Here is a 20107-nt window from a genome sequence, read left to right on the forward strand (position 1 = left end):
CGCTCATCGGAACCGGCCCCGCCTTGCATCTACCTGCTTCATTGCGACCTCGTACAGCGTGAGGCTTCGCCTTGCGCCCGAAAGAATTCGAGGTTTTGACATGAAAGTTTTGATCATCGGCAGCGGCGGCCGTGAGCACGCCCTGGCCTGGAAAGTTGCCCAGGACCCACGCGTCGAGAAAGTCTTCGTTGCCCCAGGCAACGCAGGTACCGCCATTGAAGCCAAGTGCGAGAACGTCGCCATCGACGTGTGCGCCCTGGAACAACTGGCCGACTTCGCCGAAAAGAACGTCGACCTGACCATCGTCGGCCCGGAAGCACCGCTGGTCATCGGTGTGGTCGACCTGTTCCGCAGCCGTGGCCTGGACTGCTTCGGCCCAACCAAGGGTGCGGCCCAGCTGGAAGGCTCCAAGGCCTTCACCAAGGACTTCCTGGCGCGTCACAAGATCCCGACCGCCGACTACCAGAACTTCACTGAAATCGAGCCGGCGCTGGCCTACCTGCAGGAAAAAGGTGCGCCGATCGTGATCAAGGCCGACGGCCTGGCTGCGGGCAAAGGCGTGATCGTCGCCATGACCCTCGAAGAAGCCGAAGCCGCCGTGCGTGACATGCTGGCCGGCAACGCCTTCGGTGAAGCCGGTTCGCGTGTGGTGATCGAAGAGTTCCTCGACGGCGAAGAAGCCAGCTTCATCGTCATGGTCGACGGCCACAACGTGCTGCCCATGGCCACCAGCCAGGACCACAAGCGCGTCGGCGACCAGGACACCGGCCCGAACACGGGCGGCATGGGTGCCTACTCCCCTGCCCCGGTCGTTACCGCCGACGTGCACCAGCGCGTGATGGACCAGGTAATCTGGCCAACCGTGCGCGGCATGGCCGAGGAAGGCAACGTCTACACCGGCTTCCTCTATGCTGGCCTGATGATCGACAAGGCAGGCAACCCCAAGGTCATCGAGTTCAACTGCCGCTTCGGCGACCCCGAGACCCAGCCAGTCATGCTGCGCCTGGAGTCGAGCCTGGTGCTGCTGATCGAAGCCGCCTTCGCCAAGGCGCTGGACAAGGTCGAAGCCCAGTGGGACCCACGCCCGAGCCTGGGCGTTGTGCTGGCGGCTGGCGGTTACCCGGGCGACTACGCCAAGGGCGACGTGATCAGCGGCCTGGACGCAGCAGCCAAGATCGAAGGCAAGGTATTCCATGCCGGTACTTCGCTCAAGGACGGCCAAGTGGCCACCAACGGCGGGCGCGTGCTGTGCGCCACGGCAATGGGCAGCACGGTTGCCGATGCGCAGCAGCAGGCTTACCGCCTGGCCAGGGAAGTAAGCTGGAACGGTAGCTTCTACCGCACTGACATCGGCTACCGGGCCATTGCCCGCGAGCGCGGTGAGCACCAGCAGTAAGCATTACCGGAACGCCGTGCCGCCCAGGGCTGTCAACCGCCCGGCGCACGGCATCCGGCTCGTCGACAAGGCCCGGCACGGGCCTTGCCTTCGACTTGGCGCGCCGCGCATAGTTAGTACCCGGCACATCGGCTAAGAAGGGATCTCGTAGTGCGTCGGCTTCGGATTGCCTCAGCTCTGATCGTCACCTTGCTGACCCTGCTCTGCATGTTCCCGGCTGCAGCCGAACATGACGCAGGCTGGACCGTTTTGCTCGACGAACAGGCCAACCTGCAACTGAGCGATGTACGCTCGGAGCGCTACCGCAACCAGTTCAGCCCGCTGGTGCTTACCGAGCTGGATGCCGCCCCGCCGGAACAGGCCTTGTGGCTGCACTACCGCCTGGAACCAGGCGACCAGGAGCAACTGCTACGGGTATTCGCCCCCGACCTGTCTGGCCTTGATCTCTACGCCCTCGAAGGCGACCAACTTCTGCGTCAGCTGCACCACGGGCGCCAGGCCGGCAATGCCAGCCCGACCCTGCGTGGCAGCGACCATGTACTGCCCCTGCCCAACAGCAAGCAACCGCTGGACATCTACCTGCGCCTGGTCTCCGAGCACCAGTTGCGCCCAGCCATCAGCCTGGAACCTGCGGCCGTAGCCGCCTCGGACCAGAGCCAGCCACTGTTGTTCGGCATGCTGTTCGGCGGCCTGGTCATGTTGATCCTGCACAACCTGATCCGCTTCCTCTACAGCCGCTCCACCACCACCCTGATCCTGGCGTTGTACCACGGCCTGATGCTGCTCAGCGGCCTGATCCTGCTGAACCTCAGCGGCCCCTGGTGGCACGTCTGGCACAACGCGCAAACCCCGGCCGCCTACCTGACTCTGGTACTGGCCGGCCTGGCGGGGCTGTATTTCACCCAACACTTCTTCAACCCGTGCAACTCACCCCGGCTTAACCGCCTGCTGCAGGGCGAAATGCTGGTGGTGGGGGTCAGCGGGCTGGTGCTGTTGTTTGTCGACACCCTCCCCCTCAACCTGATGACCTACGCCCTGATGGCGTTGGGCAGCGTGAGCATGCTGCTGGTCAGCAGCTACCACTGGTACCGGGGTTACGCGCCTGGGCGCCTGTTCAGCCTGGCCATGGTGGTGTTCAACCTGGGCGGCCTGGTGCTGCTGCCGGCACTGCTGGGCCTGACCCGCACCTCGACGCCTTGGCTGCTGTGCGTCCTGCTGGGGCTGGCCGTGGCCAGCGGCCTGCTGCTCAACCTGGCAGTCAGCGAGCGCCTGCGCCGCATGAGCGAGGAGCGCTTCAGCGCCAGCCGCGCCCTGGCCGCCAGCGATGCCGAAATAAACGCCAAGGCCGAGTTCCTGGCCAAGATCAGCCACGAAATCCGCACCCCCATGAACGGGGTACTGGGCATGACCGAGCTGCTGCTGGGCACACCGCTGTCCGTCAAACAACGTGACTACGTGCAGACAATCCACAGCGCCGGCAACGAGCTGCTGACGCTGATCAACGAGATTCTCGACATTTCCAAGCTGGAGTCCCGGCAGATCGAACTGGATGACGTGCAGTTCGACCTCAACGCGCTGATCGAGGACTGCCTGAACATCTTCCGCGCCAAGGCCGAGCAGCAGAACATCGAGCTGATCAGCTTTACCCAGCCGCAAGTACCGCGGGTGATCAGCGGCGACCCGACACGCCTGCGCCAAGCCTTGTCGAGCCTGCTGGAAAACGCCCTGAAAAACACCGACCAGGGCGAGATCCTGCTGGTCGTGGCACTGGACCAACGGGGTGAGCTACCGCGCCTGCGCATCGCCGTGCAGGACAGCGGCGAGCCGTTGGCCGCCGCAGACCGTGAAGCCTTGTTGCAGGCCGAGTTGCACAGCCACCACTTCCTGTCCAGCAACAAGCTGGGTGGCCACCTTGGGTTGGTCATCGCCAAACAGCTGATCGGCCTGATGCAGGGCGAGTTCGGCATCAAGAGCAGCACCGGCATGGGCAACACCCTGTGGTTGACCCTGCCGCTGGACCCTTCTCGCCTGGAACAGCCACCGACCGACCTCGACAGCCCGCTGCGCGATGCCCGCGTGCTGGTGGTGGACGACAATGACACCTGCCGCAAGGTGCTGGTGCAACAATGCAGCGCGTGGGGCATGAATGTCAGCGCAGTGCCATCAGGCAAGGAAGCCCTGGCCCTTCTGCGCACCAAGGCCCACCTGCGCGACTACTTCGACGCGGTGCTGCTGGACCAGAACATGCCCGGCATGACCGGCATGCAGCTGGCCGCCAAGATCAAGGAAGACCCGAGCCTGAACCACGACATCCTGGTGGTGATGCTCACCGGCATCAGCAATGCGCCGAGCAAGGTCATCGCACGCAATGCCGGGGTGAAGCGGATACTTGCCAAGCCGGTGGCCGGCTACACGCTGAAAACCACCCTGGCCGAAGAACTGGCCCAACGCGGCCGCGATCAGGCAGTGCCGGCCAGCCTGCCCGGTGTCCCGCAGGCACTGGACCTGCCCGGCGACTTCCGCGTGCTGGTTGCCGAAGACAACAGCATTTCCACCAAGGTGATACGCGGCATGCTTGGCAAGCTGAACCTTGAGCCCGACACCGCGTGCAATGGCGAAGAGGCCCTGCAGGCGATGAAAAACCAGCGCTATGACCTGGTGCTGATGGACTGCGAAATGCCGATTCTGGACGGTTTCTCGGCCACCCAGCAGCTGCGCGCCTGGGAAACCGCCAACCAGCGCCAACGCACCCCGGTGGTGGCACTGACCGCGCACATTCTTACAGAACACAAGGAACGCGCCCGTCTGGCGGGCATGGACGGCCACATGGCCAAGCCGGTCGAGCTGTCGCAGTTGCGCGAGCTGATCCAGTACTGGGCCAATCACCGGGAAGCCAAGGTGGACCCGGCGCATACGTCCTAGACTACGCTGTCGAGCAGTGAACACTGCTCACAAGATCTCTACGGCCCCTGTGGGAGGGGGCGCGCCCGCGAAGAAGCCACCTCGCTGTATGGCACCGGCTCTGCCGGTGTTCGCGGGCATGCCCGCTCCCACAGAGATAGCGCACTTGTGCACCGAGCGCGCATCCTTTTTAAGTTTCCGAGGATCAGCACTCATGCTCCATGAGTTGTTCAGCGTCTACCTGAAAATGCTTGTGCTCTACAGCCCGTTCTTCGTGCTGTCGTGCTTCATCAGCCTCACCCGCGGCCACTCCAGCAAGGAGCGCAAGCAACTGGCCTGGAAGGTAGCCTTCGCAGCCCTGCTCGCCAGCGTGCTGCTGTACCTGTTCGGTCGGGTGATCTTCGGCATTTTCGGCATCACCGCCGACGCCTTCCGCATCGGTGCCGGCAGCGTGCTGTTCATCTCGGCATTGGGTATGGCCCAGGGCAAGCCGGCGGTGCAGGCCGACAACGTGCAGCAGGATGTGACCATCGTGCCACTGACCATTCCGCTGACGGTTGGTCCCGGTACCATCGGGGCCCTGTTGGTGATGGGTGTGAGCCAGCCGCACTGGGACGACAAACTGCTGGCCATCGTCAGTATCGCGCTGGCCAGTTTCACTGTCGGCCTGGTGCTTTACCTGTCGCACGGTATCGAGCGGATCCTGGGCGACCAGGGCCTGCAGATCGTCAGCCGTCTGATGGGGCTGTTCGTCTGTGCCCTGGCGGCGCAGATCATTTTTACCGGGATCAAAGGGTACCTGGTGCCTTAGATGGCATAGTCATGAATGCGCGCGAGAGATACCTTGACGACGCTTTCCTGCACTTTTGGCATTACGCTGTTCTCGAAGGCCAGAATATTGAACCGGACCAGCTCCGCACGCACATTCTTGTAACTGCGCTTGCGGCTGATGAACCCTGCACTGAAAACAGACTGCTTGTCCGTTTCGTGGTAAATCACCATGTCGACACGGTTATTACCGGCCGGCGCGCAGGCCAACACTTGAAAGTGCTGCATCTCGAATGCCTTTTTCTCAAGTTCCTTCAGCACCGACGGCTTGGTCAGCAACGCTTGAATGGACACTTTGACCGACGACGCAAAGCTGTCCCCGGCAGTTTTAGACAGGGTCTGCAGCACGTGGTCCGTCTGTTGCGTACGCGTCTTGTCCGGCCAATGAATCTGCTCAGCCGTTACCGCATCCCACCCCATGAATTTGAGCTGGTTACGGTAATAAGCGAACCAGTCTTTAATCAGCCCCTCTTTGAAAGCGGCCTCGGTGGCTCTTTCGGCCATTGCCAAGGCCAGCTTCACCTTGTTTTTCTGCGCGGCGTCGACGCCCGGCAAGAACGAAACAATCCCAGCGCCGATCACGGCAGACGTGGTTTCACTCATGATGCTGCTCCTGTGGGTTGTGCGTAAGGGTCGAACCGGTAGACGGCCTGTGCATCCTTGGTTTTCATCAAGGTCTGCAATTCATCACGCTGGCGTTGAAAGCGCCCTTCATCCAACGCCAGGGAAACGCCGTTGAACTCGGCCTCGCCCTCAAGTACTTGTTCGCCCAGAAATGTCTCCAGCGAAACCAGCGAGAGTGGCTTATCGATTTGCAGCGAGATGCTGCACAAGTCCAGCGCCGGCCCCGGCTTGAGTACGCCAAGTTCGATGACCAGGGTGGAGCACTGCGCCAGATCATGCGCGCAGAAACTCAGCAAGTGCCGGAAGCCTTCGGCAGACTGGCCAAGGCCCGTTTTTATCGCCGCGAGCACAGCCTCATGGCGAAGCGAACGCATCTTCAGCCACGCTTCAAGTGGCTGTATATGCGCGTTGCGCACAGGTCGCCCCAACGGTTTCAGGTCATGGGTACTGGCCAGCTTGATCCAGCCCAGTTGGCGGTAGGCCTCCCGATACGCGGCATACCAGTTTTCATAATTGTCAACGCGTGAACCGGCGTGCTTGTTGGCTACCAACTGCGCGTACAGGACTGAATCGAAAGCGGCCTGGCGTTGTGCCTCGACTGCGCCTGGCGAATACAGCAATGCTGTTCCGCCAATCAACATCAGTTGCTCAGCTGCTCTATCCATCGTGTTACCTCGTCACAAAGAACCGAACAAGGCGGCGTTGCGACTACGCCGCCGAGCAATCAGATGTCGTACTCGAGCACGTTCTCGACACTGCGCACGCCGAGTTTGTTTTCTACGGTTTCGCGGACTTTGTCGTAGACAAAGTTATTGAGGGTGAGCACTGCCGTGCCGGCGTAGTAAGCGGCCCTGTCCAGCTTCCACTGGATGCCCAGCACGTCGTCGTCCAGTGTTGGGGCAGAGGTCTGGATGCAGCTCACCACCATGACCACATCGTTGTTTGCGGTTTCAATACAGGCGGCCATGCCAACCATGCCCCTGGCTTTGTTCTTGCGCTTGTGGTCGAGCACCTTAGCGTCGTTTTCGACAGTGGTCATTTTGTCGAAGGCCCGCTTTGCCACTTCACCCAGCTTGGTGCCACCCAGCACCGCATTGCCAACCACACCTATGGTGCGGATGGCCACGGCGCCTACGGTGACGGACAGTTCCACCGAAGTTTCAAGTTCGAAGCTACGACGTGGGATGGTAAAGCCAAGGTCTCGCATGACATCGATGAATTTGTCGTACCACTCCCGGCTCTGCTTTTCGGCGTCAAAAGCTTTGTCGGCGACCAACGTGGCGAAGTGGAAGGCATTCTTCACATCATGACGGCTCTGCGCAGACATGCCCGCGCCGCAGGCAAGCAGGTTGCCGTCTACCAGGATGGCGGCATCGGTGGTGGTGATTTGGGTTGCATCGGACATCTGGAAACTCCTTGATGGTTGCCCCTTGAACCAGGGGCAATCACCTTAGCCAGCGCGCTGGCCACAAAGCGCGCTGAAGAGTTTCCGACGCAACTAGTTGGCAGTGGGGTACCAACGCGGCGTGTAGGCCCACACCCCGCCCGACAGACGAGGGAATACACAGGTTGTAGAGGAGCCGACCAGAACCATGGTGCGCATATCGACCATTTCCGGCAGCAGCTCGGCCAAGGTGACTACCTTAAGCGTCTGCCCCGGCCTACCGATGTCGCGCCCAAGGACTACAGGCGTGTTCCCCTCGCGGTGGCGACGCACAACTTCCAGGGCCACCCCGAGCTGGTGCGGCCTGGACTTGGAAATCGGGTTGTAGAAGGCCAGCACCAGGTCAGCCTGGGCCGCCAGGTCCAGGCGCTTTTCAATGATCGACCAGGGCTTGAGGTTGTCCGACAGCGACATCACACAGAAGTCATGCCCCAGCGGTGCCCCCGCCTGCGCAGCGGTAGCGAGCGAGGCCGACACCCCTGGCAAGATCTCGAGGTCGACGCGATGCCAGGCGGGGTCGCTGGATTCGTGCAGCGCTTCGAGCACTGCAGCGGCCATGGCGAACACGCCTGGGTCGCCCGACGAGACCACCACCACCGAACGGCCTTGTGCCGCCAGCTCGAAGGCATGCCGGGCGCGCTGCATCTCTTCACGGTTGTCGGTGCAGTGCAGCACCTGGTCGTCACGGAACGGCCCGGCCATGCGCACGTAGGTTTCGTAGCCGAGGATGTCCTCGGCGCGTGCAAGTTCTGCCTTGACCGCCGGCACCATTAGCTCGGCAGCGCCGGGGCCGAGGCCGATCACCGCCAGCCGGCCACGACGGCGGCCGACCTGCGCGGCATCCACCGGCGCCGGGGCCACGGCGATGACGGTATCCGCCTGCTCGATCAGCTCGGCGCCGGGCAGCGCCTGGGCCAGCATGCCTCGCAGGTCGCCAGGCTTGGCCGCAAAACGCAGCGCCACGCCAAGGGCCTGCGCGGCCTCGTGCAAGGCTGCATCAGCCATGGCGTGCTCGCCAGCCAGCAGGCAAGCCAGCGATTGTTCGGCGATACCCGCCGCCTGCAGCGCGGCGCGGATGCTTTGCAGGTCAGCGGTATCGACGCCCACCACCACCGAACGCGGGTGGATCAGCAGCTCATCACGGCTGCTCGGGCGTGCCTGATGGCCGACATGGATGGTGCGCCGGGCGCTCTCGCTGGCGGGGAGCTGCGCCTGCTCCAGCCAAGGTGCATCGCCTTCGACACGCACCGCCTCGCCAGCCAGCAAATCAGAGACAAAGCGCTTGCCTTGCTCGATATCCGCCAGTGCATAACCCTGCGGCGGGTTCAGCAGGCAAGTGCCGAAACGCAGCTCGCCACTGGTGGTAATCGCAGCAGCAACGCCCAGGACCTCTGCGATTTCGCGTGCCATCACGTTCACGCCACTCAGGCCACCGAGCAGCGGCACCACCGCACTGCCATCTTCGGCCACGGCCAGAACCGGCGGCTCGCTGCCCTTCTCGCTGAGCAGGCTGGCCAGGCTACGGATGACAATTCCCGCAGCGCACAGGGCGATGATCGGCGTATCCTGCTGATACAACCCGCGCAGGGTGTCGCCGAACGTGCTGTACGATTGGTCTGCACCCTCGACACGCCCCTCCAGGCCATGGATCGTGGCCTGTGGATAACAGTGCTGGATACGCTGCGCCGTCGCCAGGCTGCCCGGGCCAAGAATGATGATCGCCGGCGCCTTGTGGATGTTCAGCCCTGCCATTTTTCCCCCGGCACGATGATCAGCGAGAAGTACGGCGACGACTGTGGATCAACCTGATCGAGCGGCACGATCTTCTGGTTGGCCATGGTGGCCCGCTCCACATACAACGCGCGCCCGTCCAGGCCCAGTTCGGTCAGTACTTCGCGTACTTTCGGGAAGTTGCGCCCAAGCTTCATGATCACTGCTGCATCGGCGTCGGCCAGGCGGCGCTTGAGCTCCTCGGCGGGCAACACGCCAGACAAGACCGAGAGGCTCTGGTTGCGGTACACCAGCGGCGCACCCAGCACCGAGGCGCCACCGAGCATCGAGCACACGCCAGGGATCACTTCAGCCTCATAGCGCTGGGCCAGGCGGTCGTGCAGGTACATGTAGGACCCGTAGAAGAACGGGTCACCTTCGCAGATCACCGCCACGTCGCGACCGGCATCCAGGTGCTCGGCCACCTGCACGCTGGCTTCGTCGTAGAAGTCGCTGATCACCTGCTCGTAGGACAGCGGCGCCGGCAGGGCTTCGGTGGTGACCGGGTACACCAGCGGCAACAGCGTCTGCTGCGCTTGCAAGTGTGCCTCGATGATGCCGAAGGCATTGCCACGCTTGCCCTTGGCCACGAAGTAGCCGACCACTGGCGCTTCGCGCAGCAGGCGCAGGGCCTTGAGGGTGATCAGTTCAGGGTCGCCCGGGCCCACGCCCAGGCCAAGCAGACGTCCACGCGGCGCCATCACTCCACCTCCGTGGCCAGGGCGTTGACCGCGGCGGCGGCCATCGCGCTGCCGCCCAGGCGGCCTTGCATGATCACGAATGGCACACCACGGCTGTCGGCGGCGAGCATCGCCTTGGACTCGGCAGCACCGACGAAACCGACCGGGAAGCCGAGGATCAGCGCCGGCTTGGGTGCACCGGCGTCAATCATCTCCAGCAGGTAGAACAGGGCGGTGGGCGCATTGCCGATCACCACCACACTGCCTTCCAGGTACGGGCGCCACAGTTCAAGGGCTACGGCAGAACGGGTGTTGCCGGCGTCCTTGGCAAGGCCCGGTACGCTTGGGTCGCGCAGGGTGCAGATGACTTTGTTGTCGGCTGGCAGGCGGGCCCGGGTGATGCCTTCGGCGACCATGTGCGCATCGCACAGGATTGGCGCGCCGTTAAGCAGCGCCTCGCGCCCGGCCCGGCCGGCGCCTTCGGAGAACTGCAGGCCATCGATGGCATCGACCATGCCACAGGCGTGGATAACGCGTACGGCGAGCTTTTCGAGGTCTGCGGGGATCCGCTCGAGTCGGGCTTCCTCACGGATGATCCGGAAGGAATTGCGATAGATCTCCTGACCATCGCGGATGTAGTCAATCATCAAGGTGCTCCGTCGGCAGGTCGAGCATGGCGCCTGCTTCATTCAAGGTAAGGTCGGTGGCGCGCAGGGCGCCGAAGCCCGGCTGGCGCGCGTCACGCAGATAGAGGTCATATCGGCCCGGCGAGCGGGCCAGCAGGGTGGCCGGGGCAACATGGGCCACGGCGCAGGAACGGGGGCAGCCGGACAAGTGCACGCTGGCAGGCACGCCAGGGCCCAGCAGCGCGGCAAGGGCAACGGCGTCGGCCTTGGTTTCGCCAAGGGCCTTGGCGCAGCCGCTGGCACCCGTGCAGGCGCTGATACGCGCCAGCGGCTCGTGGTCGTGGCACAGCAGGCCCAGGGCCGAGAGTTCAGCCTGGGCCTGGTCGATGAAGTCGGCTTGCAGGTTGGTCAGCACCAGGCTTTGCCATGGGCTGAGATGCAAGCTGCCATCGCCCCGCTCACGGGCAACCTGCGCGGCGCCGCGCAGCATGGCCGGGGTCAGGCGGCCTTGCGGCGGGGCGACGCCAAGGGCAACGCCATCTGCCTGCGGCAGCGTGCCCAGCCAGGAGGCGCGGTGATGTTCACGGCGCCAGGCGAGCACGACGGCATCGCGGCGGATGCCCAGGCCGAGCCCATCGACGAAATCGCTTGCCGGGCACACCTCGAGCAGCTGGCGCATGCGCGATTGCATCGGGGTTGCCAGGTCGAGGAAGCGCTCCAGCACCGCACGCACCAGCGCCAGGCCCTGCGCCAGTGGCACGGCGCCGAGCACCTGGCCGTCCGCCGGGCAGCCCGCCAGGCCAAACGCCAGCCAGGTCTGCTGCTCCAGACGCAGGGCCGATAGCCACAGGTCGTGGGGGTGTTCGAGCATGGTCAGGCGCTCGCCGGCATCCAGCTGCACGGCAAACTTGGCCGACAACTGGTGAAAGCGCGGGGTCCCTTCCAACAGGTCGAGGATCTGCCCCGCCAAAGGCCGTGCGTCCAGCAGCATCGCCGGGTCATGCCCGGCCAGCGGGCTGAGCATCAGGTTGCGCACATCGTCACCGGCCGCGTCGCGCGGGCCCAGGCCAGCGGCGAGCAGGGTCTCGACCAGGGCGCGATGCTCGTTGCCAATGCCGCGAATCTGCAAATTGCCACGGTTGGTGGCCTCGATCACACCGCCGGCGAAGCGCTCGGCCGCCGTCGCCACCGCTTCAGCCTGTTCGGCCAGCAGCAGGCCGCCCGGCAGCTTGATGCGGCAGATGCCGCCATCACGGGCACTGACAATGCGCCACAACCCCGGGCAGGCCGAGGGGCGGGGCGAAACGTTGAGGGCATGGGCCTGCGTCAAAGGGGCGTCCGGCAATCTGTGAAAATGCGCTTGAGTGTAGAAGGCGCGGTATTATGCCTGCTTTGTCCGGCGGCATGAAAAGCCGGTGGTCGAGCATCCTCAGCGATTGAGGAGAAATTCAGGGCTGTTTCGCCCTCTTCGCGGGCACGCCCGCTCCCACAGGATCATCGCTACCCTCAATGGCTGCGCTGTACCTGTGGGAGCGGGCGTGCCCGCGAAGGGGCGCGAAGCGGCCCCAAAAAATGGCGGAATGAAATACATGGCACCCTGGCTGACAGTAGTAGGCATCGGCGAAGACGGCTTCAGTGGCCTGGGCAAACAGGCCCGGCGCGCGCTGCTGGGCGCTGCGCGGGTCTTCGGCAGCCCGCGCCAGCTGGCCTTGCTGCCGCGCTGCGTGCCCGGCGAGCGGCTGGGCTGGCCAAGCCCGTTCTCGCTGGCCCCGGTGCTAGCCTTGCGCGGCGAACCGGTGTGCGTGCTGGCCAGCGGCGATCCGATGTTCTTCGGCGTCGGCGCCAGCCTGGCGCGGCAGGTGCCCGCCGATGAAATGCGCGTGCTGTCGATGCCCTCCTCCTGCGCCCTGGCCGCTGCCCGCCTGGGCTGGCCGTTGCAGGAGGTGCAGGTTGTGTCGCTGGTGGCGCGGCCACTGGCGGCGCTGAATGCCCACCTGCACAGCGGCATGCGCCTGCTGGTGCTGAGCAACGATGGCGACAGCCCGGCGGCAATTGCCGCACTGCTGCGCGAATGTGGCTTCGGGCCAAGCCGCCTGCGGGTTTTCGAGCACCTGGGTGGCCAGGAAGAACGCGAGTTGGCCGGTACCGCCCAGGACTGGCCGCACGCCGATATCGCCACGCTCAACCTGGTGGCCATCGAGTGCCTGGCCGCACCCGATGCGCCACGCCTGCACCGGCTGGCCGGGCTGCCCGACAGCGCCTTCCGGCACGACGGCCAACTGACCAAGCGTGACGTGCGCGCCATCACCCTGGCGCGCCTGGCGCCTCAGCCCGGCGAACTGCTGTGGGACGTGGGCGCGGGCTGCGGCTCGATCGGCATCGAATGGATGCGCGCCCACCCGGCCTGCCGCGCCTTGGCCATCGAGGCCGACGAAGGCCGACAAGGCTTCATCGAACACAACCGTGACGCGCTGGGTGTACCCGGTCTGCAACTGGTCTGCGGCAAGGCGCCTGCGGCACTGCAAGGCCTGGCGCAGCCCGATGCAATCTTCATCGGCGGCGGCGTCACCCGCGAAGGCGTGCTGGACCTGTGCTGGGCCAACCTGCGCCCAGGCGGGCGGCTGGTGGCCAATGCAGTGACCTTGCAAAGCGAACTGGCCCTGGCGCATTTCCGCGAGCAGCACGGTGGTGAGCTGACCCGCATCCATGTCGCCCATGCCCAGCCCCTGGGCGCGTTCGACACCTGGCGCCAGGCGCTGCCGATCACCCTGCTGGAAGTGGTGAAACCCGTCGATGCGTGAAGAAACCCGTGAACAGCCCGCGCCCCTGCGCAGCGGCCTGACCACCGGCAGCTGCGCCACCGCCACCAGCCTGGCAGCCGCTCGCTTGCTGCTGAACGGCGAAAGCAGCGACGCCGTCAGCATTACCCTGCCCAAGGGCAAGGTGGTGCAGATGCGCCTGGAATTCTGCCGCCTGATTGGCGAGCGTGCCGAAGCCGGAACCCTCAAGGATGCTGGCGACGACCCGGACGTGACCCACGGCGCCCTGCTCTACAGCCAGGTAAGCCTGCTGGGCGAACCGGGTATCCGCTTTGTCGCCGGGGCCGGCGTTGGCACCGTGACCCGCCCGGGGCTGGTGCTGGCGGTGGGTGAGCCGGCCATCAACCCGGTGCCACGGCGCATGATCACTGAACACCTGCAACGCCTGGCCGACGAGTGCGGCTACCTCGGTGGTTTCGAGGTCACGGTCAATGTGCAGGGCGGCGACCAACTCGCCCTCAAGACCATGAACCCGCGCCTGGGCATCCTCGGCGGGCTGTCGATCCTCGGCACCAGCGGCATCGTGCGGCCGTTCTCCTGTGCGGCCTACATCGCTTCGATCCATCAGGGCATCGACGTGGCCCACACCAACGGCTACACGCACATCGCCGCCTGCACCGGCAACGCCAGTGAAGACACCATGCGACGGGTCTACGGCCTGCCGGAAATCGCCCTGATCGAAATGGGCGATTTCGTCGGCGCAGTGCTCAAGCACCTGCGCAAGGTGCCGGTGCCACGCCTGACCCTGTGCGGTGGTTTCGGCAAGATCAGCAAACTGGCCGCCGGGCACATGGACCTGCACAGCCGTCACTCCAGCATCGACTTGCCGCAACTGGCCGGTTGGGCGGCAGACATTGGCGCTGACGAAACGCTGCAAACGGCCATCATCGGCGCCAACACCAGCCAGCAAGCGCTCGCCCTCGCGCATACAGCCGGTATCGCCTTGGGGGATGCAGTGTGTGCTCACGCCCTGGCCTTCGCCCGCAGCGTCGTGCCGGCGCAGGTGCAAGTGGAAGTGTTCGCCATCGACCGCCAAGGCGGCATCGTTGGCCAGGCAGGTGTGCAATGACCACGCGCATCCTGCTGCTGGGCGGTGTTACTGAAGCCCTCGCCATCGCCCGCCGCCTCGGCCCACAGCATGTTTATAGCCTGGCCGGTATCGGCCGCGTGCCGCAGGACCTGCAATGCCAGGTGCGGGTCGGGGGTTTTGGCGGTGCCGAGGGCCTGGCCAGCTACCTGCGCGAGGCGGGTATCACACTGCTGATCGATGCCACCCATCCCTATGCCGCGCAGATCAGCCGCAATGCCGCCAGCGCCGCACGCAACGCCGGCATCCCGTGCTGGGCCTTGCGTCGTCCCGCCTGGCAGGCGCAAGCAGGGGACGACTGGCGAGAAGTCGAGGATTGGGCAGGGTTGATCGATGCACTGAAGCCGTTCCGCAGGCCACTGTTCACGCTAGGGCGCGAGCCGCTGCAGCACCTGGACGAGATTCCGCCGGAGCAGTTCTGGACGCTGCGTGCGCTGGAAGCGTGCCCTGGTAACGAGCGCTGCGAAGTGATTGGCGCGCGTGGGCCGTTCCATATCGAAGATGAGCGGGCGTTGTTCCAGCGCCGCCACATCGATGTGCTGATCAGCAAGAACAGCGGCAGTGTGGCGACCGAGCCGAAGCTGGAGGTAGCGCGGGAGCTTGGCGTGCCGGTGCTTGTCCTGAAACGTCCGACACTGCCGGAGGTGGACCGAACATTCGACTCACTGGCGGACCTGGCAACAGCGCTCGCCCTCTAGACGCTGCCCTTTCGCGACACAAAGGCGCTCCTACAACGATTTCAGACTTTTCTTCCAACTAACCCAGTGGCCCGTTGCCGCTCTGCTGCCTTAAACTCGACGCCCCTCCCCCGGAAGGTTTCACCCATATGGAAATGCAATGGTGGATCTGGCTGGTCTTCGGTGTCGCGCTGATCCTGCTTGAACTGGTCCTGCCGACGTTCTTCATCCTCTGGTTCGGCATCGGTGCCGTGCTGGTCTCGCTCATCTCGCTCGCCGCACCCAGCCTGCAACTGGACATGCAGGTCCTGCTGTGGGTGCTGCTGTCATCCGCCACCACCGCGCTGTGGTTCAAAGTGTTCCGGCGCAAGCAGCCGGATGTGCGCTGGACCGCCGACAGCGTGATCGGCGAAGTGGGCTTGCTGACCGCTGGCGTTTCGGAGTTCCAGAAAGGCCGTGTGCGTTTCCAGAAGCCGATTCTTGGCAGCGAAGAATGGACCTGCATCGCCGACAGCGAGATCCCGGTTGGCGAACGGGTGCGCCTTACCGCCATTGAGGGCAACACAGCCCGTGTCATCCGGGCCTGAATCCGCACTAAAAGGAATTTCGCATCATGACCAGCCTCATCGTTGTCGCCGCCATCGCCCTGTTCGTCCTGATCACCGTGTTCAAGGGGGTACGTATCGTGCCCCAGGGCGAGGAATGGATCGTCGAGCGCCTGGGCCGCTACCACAGCACCCTCAAGCCCGGCCTGAACATCCTCATCCCGTACATGGATGTGGTCGCCTATCGCCTGCCGACCAAGGACATCATCCTCGATGTGCAGCAGCAGGAAATCATCACCAGAGACAACGCCGTGATCGTCGCCAACGCCCTGTGCTTCGCCAAGGTGGTCGACCCGCAGAAAGCCTCCTATGGCGTGCAGAACTTCTCGTTCGCCGTCACCAGCCTGACCATGACTTCGCTGCGCGCCATCGTCGGTGCCATGGACCTGGACGAAGCGCTGTCCAGTCGCGAGCAGATCAAGGCACGCCTGCGCGAGGCGATGTCGGAGCAGACCGAAGACTGGGGCGTGACCGTGCGCTCGGTGGAAATCCAGGACATCAAGCCTTCGGAAAACATGCAACTGGCCATGGAGCGCCAGGCGGCGGCCGAGCGTGAGCGCAAGGCCGATGTAACCCGCGCCGAAGGTGCCAAGCAGGCCGCGATCCTCGAAGCGGAAGCACGCCTGCAAGCGGCCAGGCTGGATGCCGAAGCACAGATCAGCCTGGCCGAGGCTTCGGCGCGGGCGATTTCGCTGGTCAAGGAAGCGGTGGGCAACGAGACCGTGCCGGCGATGTATTTGCTGGGTGAGCGTTATGTCGGGGCCATGGAGAACCTGGCGAGCAGCAGCAACGCCAAGGTGGTGGTGCTGCCGGCGGACCTGCAGGAAACCGTGCGTGGCCTGATGGGCCGTAACAAGGCTTGAGATTGTCAGGAGCGCTTTGCGCCCCATCGCGACATAACCTCGCGCCTACAGGGGCCGCACAATCCCTAATGGTACGTGGTCTTTGTGGGAGCGGCCTTGCGTCGCGATGGGCTGCCCAGCAGCCCCCATTACCCGACCACCTGCGTCACTTCACCGCACCCCGCCATTTTTACCTATACTGCGCCTTACAATAGCCACCACGATTCCTGACCGGATCTCTCCATGCCCCCACGTCGGCACATCGCCTGGATAGCCTGCCTTGCAGTGCTGTTCAACCTGCTGGCCATGCCGCTGGCCTCTGCCGTGCCCAAGGGCCCGGCCGAGCAGCTGCTGTGGGGGGCTTTCTGTTCCAGCATGGCCAACAAGGCCAATGTCGACGTCCAGGCCCTGGCCAAGATCGACCTCGGCCCGCAAAGCGACGACAGCGCCAGCATGATGAATTGCTGGTGTTGCTCGGGCGCTGCACCACTGCTGGCCCTGCCCGGCTACCCGCCGCAGCTGCACAACCCGCCAACACTGTTTGCCGGCCTGCTGCCGCCCCCCGCCGACTACCAACCCACGCCGCGCCAGCTCTGGCCTGCGTTAAACCCCCGTGCCTCTCCGCTGGCCTGAGTTCATCACGCTGTCTGCCTGAACCTGAACAGAACGGAGATTCACCATGCTCAAGCACGCCCTCGTCATGGCCGCCCTGCTGCTGCCCGGCGCCTTTGCCAATGCCCACGAATACAGCGTGGGCGACCTGCACATAGCCCACCCCTGGTCGCTGCAGTTGCCGCCCAACGCCCCCAATGTCGCCGCGTATTTCGTGGTGCACAACAATGGCCAGGCCGATGACCGCCTGTTGAGTGTCGACAGCCCCATCAGCGATGACGCGCAACTGCACGAGCATGCCATGAGCGCCAGCGGTGCCATGAAGATGCAGCAAGTACCCAGCGTGGTAGTGCCTGCCGGCAAGGACCTGACCTTCGCCCCCAGCGCCTACCATGTGATGCTGATGCAGCCCAAGGACCGCAGCCTGCTCAGCGACGGCAAGCGCTTCCCGTTGACCCTGCACTTCGAGAAGGCCGGCGACGTCACCGTCGAAGTGGCCGTGCAGAAGCAGGCGCCAGCGGACCAGCCGCAAGCCCACGAACACGCGCACTGACACCTGCTGACAGGCACTCGCCATGAGCCTGCCGCGCAACAGCATCAGCCGTACCACCCGCCCTGACCGCAGGCGCGCCGGTGGCGGATGGCTGAGCCTGTTCGCCATGTGGATGATCTTCATCGGCCCGCTGATTTCCCAGTCGATGCCGATGGACCAGCACGCCGGCATGAGCATGCCGATGGACATGCCGATGGCGGCTGCCCATCAGCATGGCGGCGACGCCCATCACGGCCACGGCGGCGATGGCCAGCTGCACGTGATGTGGGAAAAATGCGGTTACTGCAGCCTGTTGTTCAACTGCCCGGCCCTGCCCCAGGCCCTCAGCCCGCTCAGCGCCGGCAGCGTCGTCCCCACCACCCACCTGCTTGCGCCAACGCACCAGGGCCATGCCCGGCAGGCTGTATTCCCCGGTGCGCGCAGCCGCGCCCCACCCTCCTCGATCAGCGTCTGAACCCACATTTTGCGCACGGAGCCAGGAGGCTTCGCGCTAACTCATGACTGATCGACTGGAATCATTATGTCCGGCTGTACCCCTGTTTTTGCCTTGTCCCTGCGTGGGGCCCTCGCCGCCGTGTGCGGCTCGCTGCTCGCGCCCGTGGCCCTGGCCGCCGAAACTGGCCATGAAGGCCATGCGCACGACGCACCCGAGCTGAGCCCGACGGTAATCACCGCCGTGGCCCCGAGCTCGCCGCTGACCGTGGTCACCAACCCGAAAGACCCGCGCCAGCCAGTGCCGGCCAGCGACGGCGCCGACTACCTGAAGACCATCCCCGGCTTCTCGGCGATCCGTGCCGGCGGCACCAACGGTGACCCGGTGTTGCGCGGCATGTTCGGCTCGCGCCTGAATATCCTCACCAATGGCGGCCTGATGCTGGGCGCCTGCCCCAACCGCATGGACGCGCCCACGTCCTATATTTCGCCGGAAACCTACGACCGCCTGACCGTGATCAAAGGCCCGCAAAGCGTGATCTGGGGCCCGGGCGGTTCGGCAGGCACCATTCTTTTCGAACGTGAACCCGAAAAGTTCGGCACCCTCGGCAGCCGGGTAAACGCCAGCCTGCTGGCCGGCTCCAACGGCCGCTTCGACAAGGTGCTGGATGCCGCCGCCGGCAACAGTCAGGCCTACGCCCGCTTCGTCGGCAACCAGTCGCGCTCGGATGACTACCACGACGGCAACAACGACACCGTGCCGTCGCGCTGGGAAAAATGGAACGGCGATGTCGCCCTCGGCTGGACGCCCGACCAGGACACCCTGCTGGAGCTGACGGCCGGCAAGGGCGATGGCGAGGCCCGCTATGCCGGGCGCGGCATGGACGGCTCGCAGTTCAAGCGTGAAAGCCTGGGCCTGCGCTTTGAAAAGTCCAACCTTGGTGAGGTGCTCGACAAGGTCGAGGCGCAGGTCTACTACAACTACGCCGACCATGTGATGGACAACTACAGCCTGCGTACCCCATCGGGCAGCGGCATGATGGGCATGCCGATGGTCAGCAACGTCGACCGTCGCACCATGGGCGCACGCATCAAGGCCACCTGGCGCTGGGCCGATGTGCAGCTGATCAGTGGCATCGACGCGCAAACCAACGAACATCGCCAGCGTGGGGGCATGGGCGTAGACGCACACAAGGGCCAGGCCTGGACCAAGGACGCCGACTTCCACAACTACGGTGCCTTCAGCGAACTGACCTGGTACGTCAGCGGTGAAGACCGGCTGATCACCGGTGCCCGCCTGGACCGCCCCTCGGCCCGAGACTTCCGTAAAGGCAGCGCCACAGAAGGTGATAGCCGCGCCGACACCCTGCCCAGCGGTTTCATACGCTACGAGCACGACCTGGCAGCCATCCCGGCCACCACCTATATCGGCCTCGGCCATGCCCAGCGTTTCCCCGATTACTGGGAGCTGTTCTCGCCCAAGCTGGCACCGCCCGGTGCAGCAAATGCCTTTGACGGCATCAAGCCAGAGAAGACCACCCAGCTCGACTTCGGCATCCAGTACCGCACCGAGCGCCTGGAAGCCTGGGCTTCGGGCTATGTCGGGCAAATCCGCGACTACATCCTGTTCGACTACCGCACGGGCATGATGGGCATGAGCACCTCGCAGGCACAGAACATCGACGCCCGCATCATGGGCGGCGAACTGGGTGCCGCCTACCAGCTGACCGAAAACTGGAAGGCCGACGGCACGCTGGCCTACGCTTGGGGCAAGAACAGCAGTGATGGCAAAGCGCTACCGCAAATGCCACCCCTGGAAAGCCGCCTCGGCCTGACCTACAGCCGCGATGTATGGAGCGTCGGTGCACTGTGGCGGCTGGTGGCGGCGCAAAACCGCATTGCCGAGAACCAGGGCAACGTGGTCGGCAAGGACTACGACAAGAGCGCCGGCTTCGGCGTGTTCTCCCTGAACGGCGCCTACAAGGTGAACAAAAACCTCAAGCTCAGCGCAGGGGTCGACAACCTGTTCGACAAAACCTACGCCGAGCACTTGAACCTGGCCGGGAACGCCGGGTTCGGCTACCCGGCTACCGATCCACAGCCGGTCAACGAGCCAGGCAGGACCTTCTGGACCAAGGTCGACTTCAGCTTCTGACAACAACCACGGGCGCAGCCTCGGTTGCGCCCATCTGCTGGTCAAACAGGAGGTTC

General features: G+C 64.6%; 19 protein-coding genes. 12 read left to right on the forward strand and 7 right to left on the reverse strand.

Annotated elements, in window-relative coordinates; all coding sequences use genetic code 11:
- The first annotated feature begins 100 nt into the window (after positions 1-100).
- The 3 genes from purD (at position 101) to SB765_RS21195 (ending at position 5108) form a co-directional block, all read left to right on the forward strand.
- The gene (purD, locus tag SB765_RS21185) at positions 101-1396 is read left to right on the forward strand and encodes a phosphoribosylamine--glycine ligase (protein ID WP_016501820.1); all 1296 of its coding nucleotides are present in this window, start codon (positions 101-103) and stop codon (positions 1394-1396) included.
- A gap of 150 nt (positions 1397-1546) precedes the next feature.
- Positions 1547-4318, forward strand: a complete 2772-nt coding sequence (locus SB765_RS21190) for a hybrid sensor histidine kinase/response regulator (protein ID WP_063422759.1) — start codon at positions 1547-1549, stop codon at positions 4316-4318.
- Between the two features lie 193 nt (positions 4319-4511).
- Positions 4512-5108, forward strand: a complete 597-nt coding sequence (locus SB765_RS21195) for a MarC family protein (RefSeq protein ID WP_016501822.1) — start codon at positions 4512-4514, stop codon at positions 5106-5108.
- On the opposite strand, the gene SB765_RS21200 is transcribed toward SB765_RS21195, so the two are convergent.
- The 7 genes from SB765_RS21200 to cobG form a co-directional block, all read right to left on the reverse strand.
- A complete protein-coding gene (locus SB765_RS21200) occupies positions 5105-5728 on the reverse strand; it encodes a hypothetical protein (RefSeq protein WP_341796876.1) in 624 nt (207 codons plus the stop codon). The genes SB765_RS21195 and SB765_RS21200 overlap by 4 nt on opposite strands.
- Positions 5725-6414 (reverse strand): hypothetical protein, encoded by a 690-nt coding sequence (locus SB765_RS21205; RefSeq protein WP_410931857.1) that lies wholly within the window; start codon positions 6412-6414, stop codon positions 5725-5727. The genes SB765_RS21200 and SB765_RS21205 overlap by 4 nt, the downstream gene beginning before the upstream one ends.
- 59 nt (positions 6415-6473) lie before the next feature.
- The gene (locus SB765_RS21210) at positions 6474-7154 is read right to left on the reverse strand and encodes a hypothetical protein (RefSeq protein ID WP_394207005.1); all 681 of its coding nucleotides are present in this window, start codon (positions 7152-7154) and stop codon (positions 6474-6476) included.
- A gap of 93 nt (positions 7155-7247) precedes the next feature.
- A complete protein-coding gene (gene cobJ, locus SB765_RS21215; protein ID WP_410931858.1) occupies positions 7248-8945 on the reverse strand; it encodes a precorrin-3B C(17)-methyltransferase in 1698 nt (565 codons plus the stop codon).
- Entirely contained in the window at positions 8933-9664 is a 732-nt protein-coding gene (locus tag SB765_RS21220; RefSeq protein ID WP_016501827.1) for a precorrin-2 C(20)-methyltransferase, read from the reverse strand. Before SB765_RS21220 ends, cobJ begins: the two co-directional genes overlap by 13 nt.
- Positions 9664-10290 (reverse strand): precorrin-8X methylmutase, encoded by a 627-nt coding sequence (locus tag SB765_RS21225; RefSeq protein WP_016489386.1) that lies wholly within the window; start codon positions 10288-10290, stop codon positions 9664-9666. The genes SB765_RS21220 and SB765_RS21225 overlap by 1 nt, the downstream gene beginning before the upstream one ends.
- On the reverse strand, positions 10283-11614 hold the full coding sequence (gene cobG, locus SB765_RS21230) for a precorrin-3B synthase (RefSeq protein ID WP_410931859.1): 1332 nt from the start codon (positions 11612-11614) through the stop codon (positions 10283-10285). The genes SB765_RS21225 and cobG overlap by 8 nt, the downstream gene beginning before the upstream one ends.
- Before the next feature lie 244 nt (positions 11615-11858).
- Here cobG and cbiE point away from each other — a divergent pair, with 244 nt between their 5' ends.
- From cbiE to SB765_RS21275, 9 genes are all read left to right on the forward strand, one after another.
- The gene (gene cbiE, locus SB765_RS21235; protein WP_341796881.1) at positions 11859-13070 is read left to right on the forward strand and encodes a precorrin-6y C5,15-methyltransferase (decarboxylating) subunit CbiE; all 1212 of its coding nucleotides are present in this window, start codon (positions 11859-11861) and stop codon (positions 13068-13070) included.
- On the forward strand, positions 13063-14157 hold the full coding sequence (locus SB765_RS21240) for a cobalt-precorrin-5B (C(1))-methyltransferase (protein ID WP_410931860.1): 1095 nt from the start codon (positions 13063-13065) through the stop codon (positions 14155-14157). The genes cbiE and SB765_RS21240 overlap by 8 nt, the downstream gene beginning before the upstream one ends.
- Positions 14154-14873, forward strand: coding sequence for a cobalt-precorrin-6A reductase (locus SB765_RS21245; protein WP_410911959.1), 720 nt, complete (start codon positions 14154-14156; stop codon positions 14871-14873). Before SB765_RS21240 ends, SB765_RS21245 begins: the two co-directional genes overlap by 4 nt.
- Before the next feature lie 128 nt (positions 14874-15001).
- Positions 15002-15439, forward strand: coding sequence for an NfeD family protein (locus tag SB765_RS21250; RefSeq protein ID WP_410931861.1), 438 nt, complete (start codon positions 15002-15004; stop codon positions 15437-15439).
- A 26-nt stretch (positions 15440-15465) separates the two neighbouring features.
- Entirely contained in the window at positions 15466-16320 is an 855-nt protein-coding gene (locus SB765_RS21255; RefSeq protein ID WP_132844128.1) for an SPFH domain-containing protein, read from the forward strand.
- Positions 16321-16542: 222 nt separating this feature from the next.
- Positions 16543-16932: a DUF2946 domain-containing protein gene (locus tag SB765_RS21260; protein ID WP_341796885.1), complete on the forward strand. Its 390-nt coding sequence runs from the start codon at positions 16543-16545 to the stop codon at positions 16930-16932.
- Between the two features lie 46 nt (positions 16933-16978).
- A complete protein-coding gene (locus SB765_RS21265; RefSeq protein WP_063422750.1) occupies positions 16979-17464 on the forward strand; it encodes a copper chaperone PCu(A)C in 486 nt (161 codons plus the stop codon).
- Positions 17465-17486: 22 nt separating this feature from the next.
- The gene (locus tag SB765_RS21270; RefSeq protein WP_341796886.1) at positions 17487-17918 is read left to right on the forward strand and encodes a DUF2946 domain-containing protein; all 432 of its coding nucleotides are present in this window, start codon (positions 17487-17489) and stop codon (positions 17916-17918) included.
- Between the two features lie 66 nt (positions 17919-17984).
- Entirely contained in the window at positions 17985-20051 is a 2067-nt protein-coding gene (locus SB765_RS21275) for a TonB-dependent copper receptor (RefSeq protein WP_410931862.1), read from the forward strand.
- The last annotated feature ends 56 nt before the right edge of the window (positions 20052-20107 follow it).

Source organism: Pseudomonas sp. SIMBA_067 (assembly GCF_046534675.1).
In the GTDB taxonomy this organism is placed as follows: Bacteria; Pseudomonadota; Gammaproteobacteria; order Pseudomonadales; family Pseudomonadaceae; genus Aquipseudomonas; species Aquipseudomonas putida.

Coding starts and splice junctions, on each gene's coding strand:
- cbiE (WP_341796881.1), top strand. CDS start 11,859: ATGGCACCCTGGCTGACAGTAGTAGGCATCGGCGAAGACGGCTTCAGT.
- SB765_RS21260 (WP_341796885.1), top strand. CDS start 16,543: ATGCCCCCACGTCGGCACATCGCCTGGATAGCCTGCCTTGCAGTGCTG.
- SB765_RS21220 (WP_016501827.1), bottom strand. CDS start 9,664: ATGGCGCCGCGTGGACGTCTGCTTGGCCTGGGCGTGGGCCCGGGCGAC.
- SB765_RS21240 (WP_410931860.1), top strand. CDS start 13,063: ATGCGTGAAGAAACCCGTGAACAGCCCGCGCCCCTGCGCAGCGGCCTG.
- SB765_RS21270 (WP_341796886.1), top strand. CDS start 17,487: ATGAGCCTGCCGCGCAACAGCATCAGCCGTACCACCCGCCCTGACCGC.
- SB765_RS21265 (WP_063422750.1), top strand. CDS start 16,979: ATGCTCAAGCACGCCCTCGTCATGGCCGCCCTGCTGCTGCCCGGCGCC.
- SB765_RS21225 (WP_016489386.1), bottom strand. CDS start 10,290: ATGATTGACTACATCCGCGATGGTCAGGAGATCTATCGCAATTCCTTC.
- SB765_RS21195 (WP_016501822.1), top strand. CDS start 4,512: ATGCTCCATGAGTTGTTCAGCGTCTACCTGAAAATGCTTGTGCTCTAC.
- SB765_RS21275 (WP_410931862.1), top strand. CDS start 17,985: ATGTCCGGCTGTACCCCTGTTTTTGCCTTGTCCCTGCGTGGGGCCCTC.
- SB765_RS21250 (WP_410931861.1), top strand. CDS start 15,002: ATGGAAATGCAATGGTGGATCTGGCTGGTCTTCGGTGTCGCGCTGATC.
- purD (WP_016501820.1), top strand. CDS start 101: ATGAAAGTTTTGATCATCGGCAGCGGCGGCCGTGAGCACGCCCTGGCC.
- SB765_RS21200 (WP_341796876.1), bottom strand. CDS start 5,728: ATGAGTGAAACCACGTCTGCCGTGATCGGCGCTGGGATTGTTTCGTTC.
- cobJ (WP_410931858.1), bottom strand. CDS start 8,945: ATGGCAGGGCTGAACATCCACAAGGCGCCGGCGATCATCATTCTTGGC.
- SB765_RS21210 (WP_394207005.1), bottom strand. CDS start 7,154: ATGTCCGATGCAACCCAAATCACCACCACCGATGCCGCCATCCTGGTA.
- SB765_RS21255 (WP_132844128.1), top strand. CDS start 15,466: ATGACCAGCCTCATCGTTGTCGCCGCCATCGCCCTGTTCGTCCTGATC.
- SB765_RS21245 (WP_410911959.1), top strand. CDS start 14,154: ATGACCACGCGCATCCTGCTGCTGGGCGGTGTTACTGAAGCCCTCGCC.
- SB765_RS21205 (WP_410931857.1), bottom strand. CDS start 6,414: ATGGATAGAGCAGCTGAGCAACTGATGTTGATTGGCGGAACAGCATTG.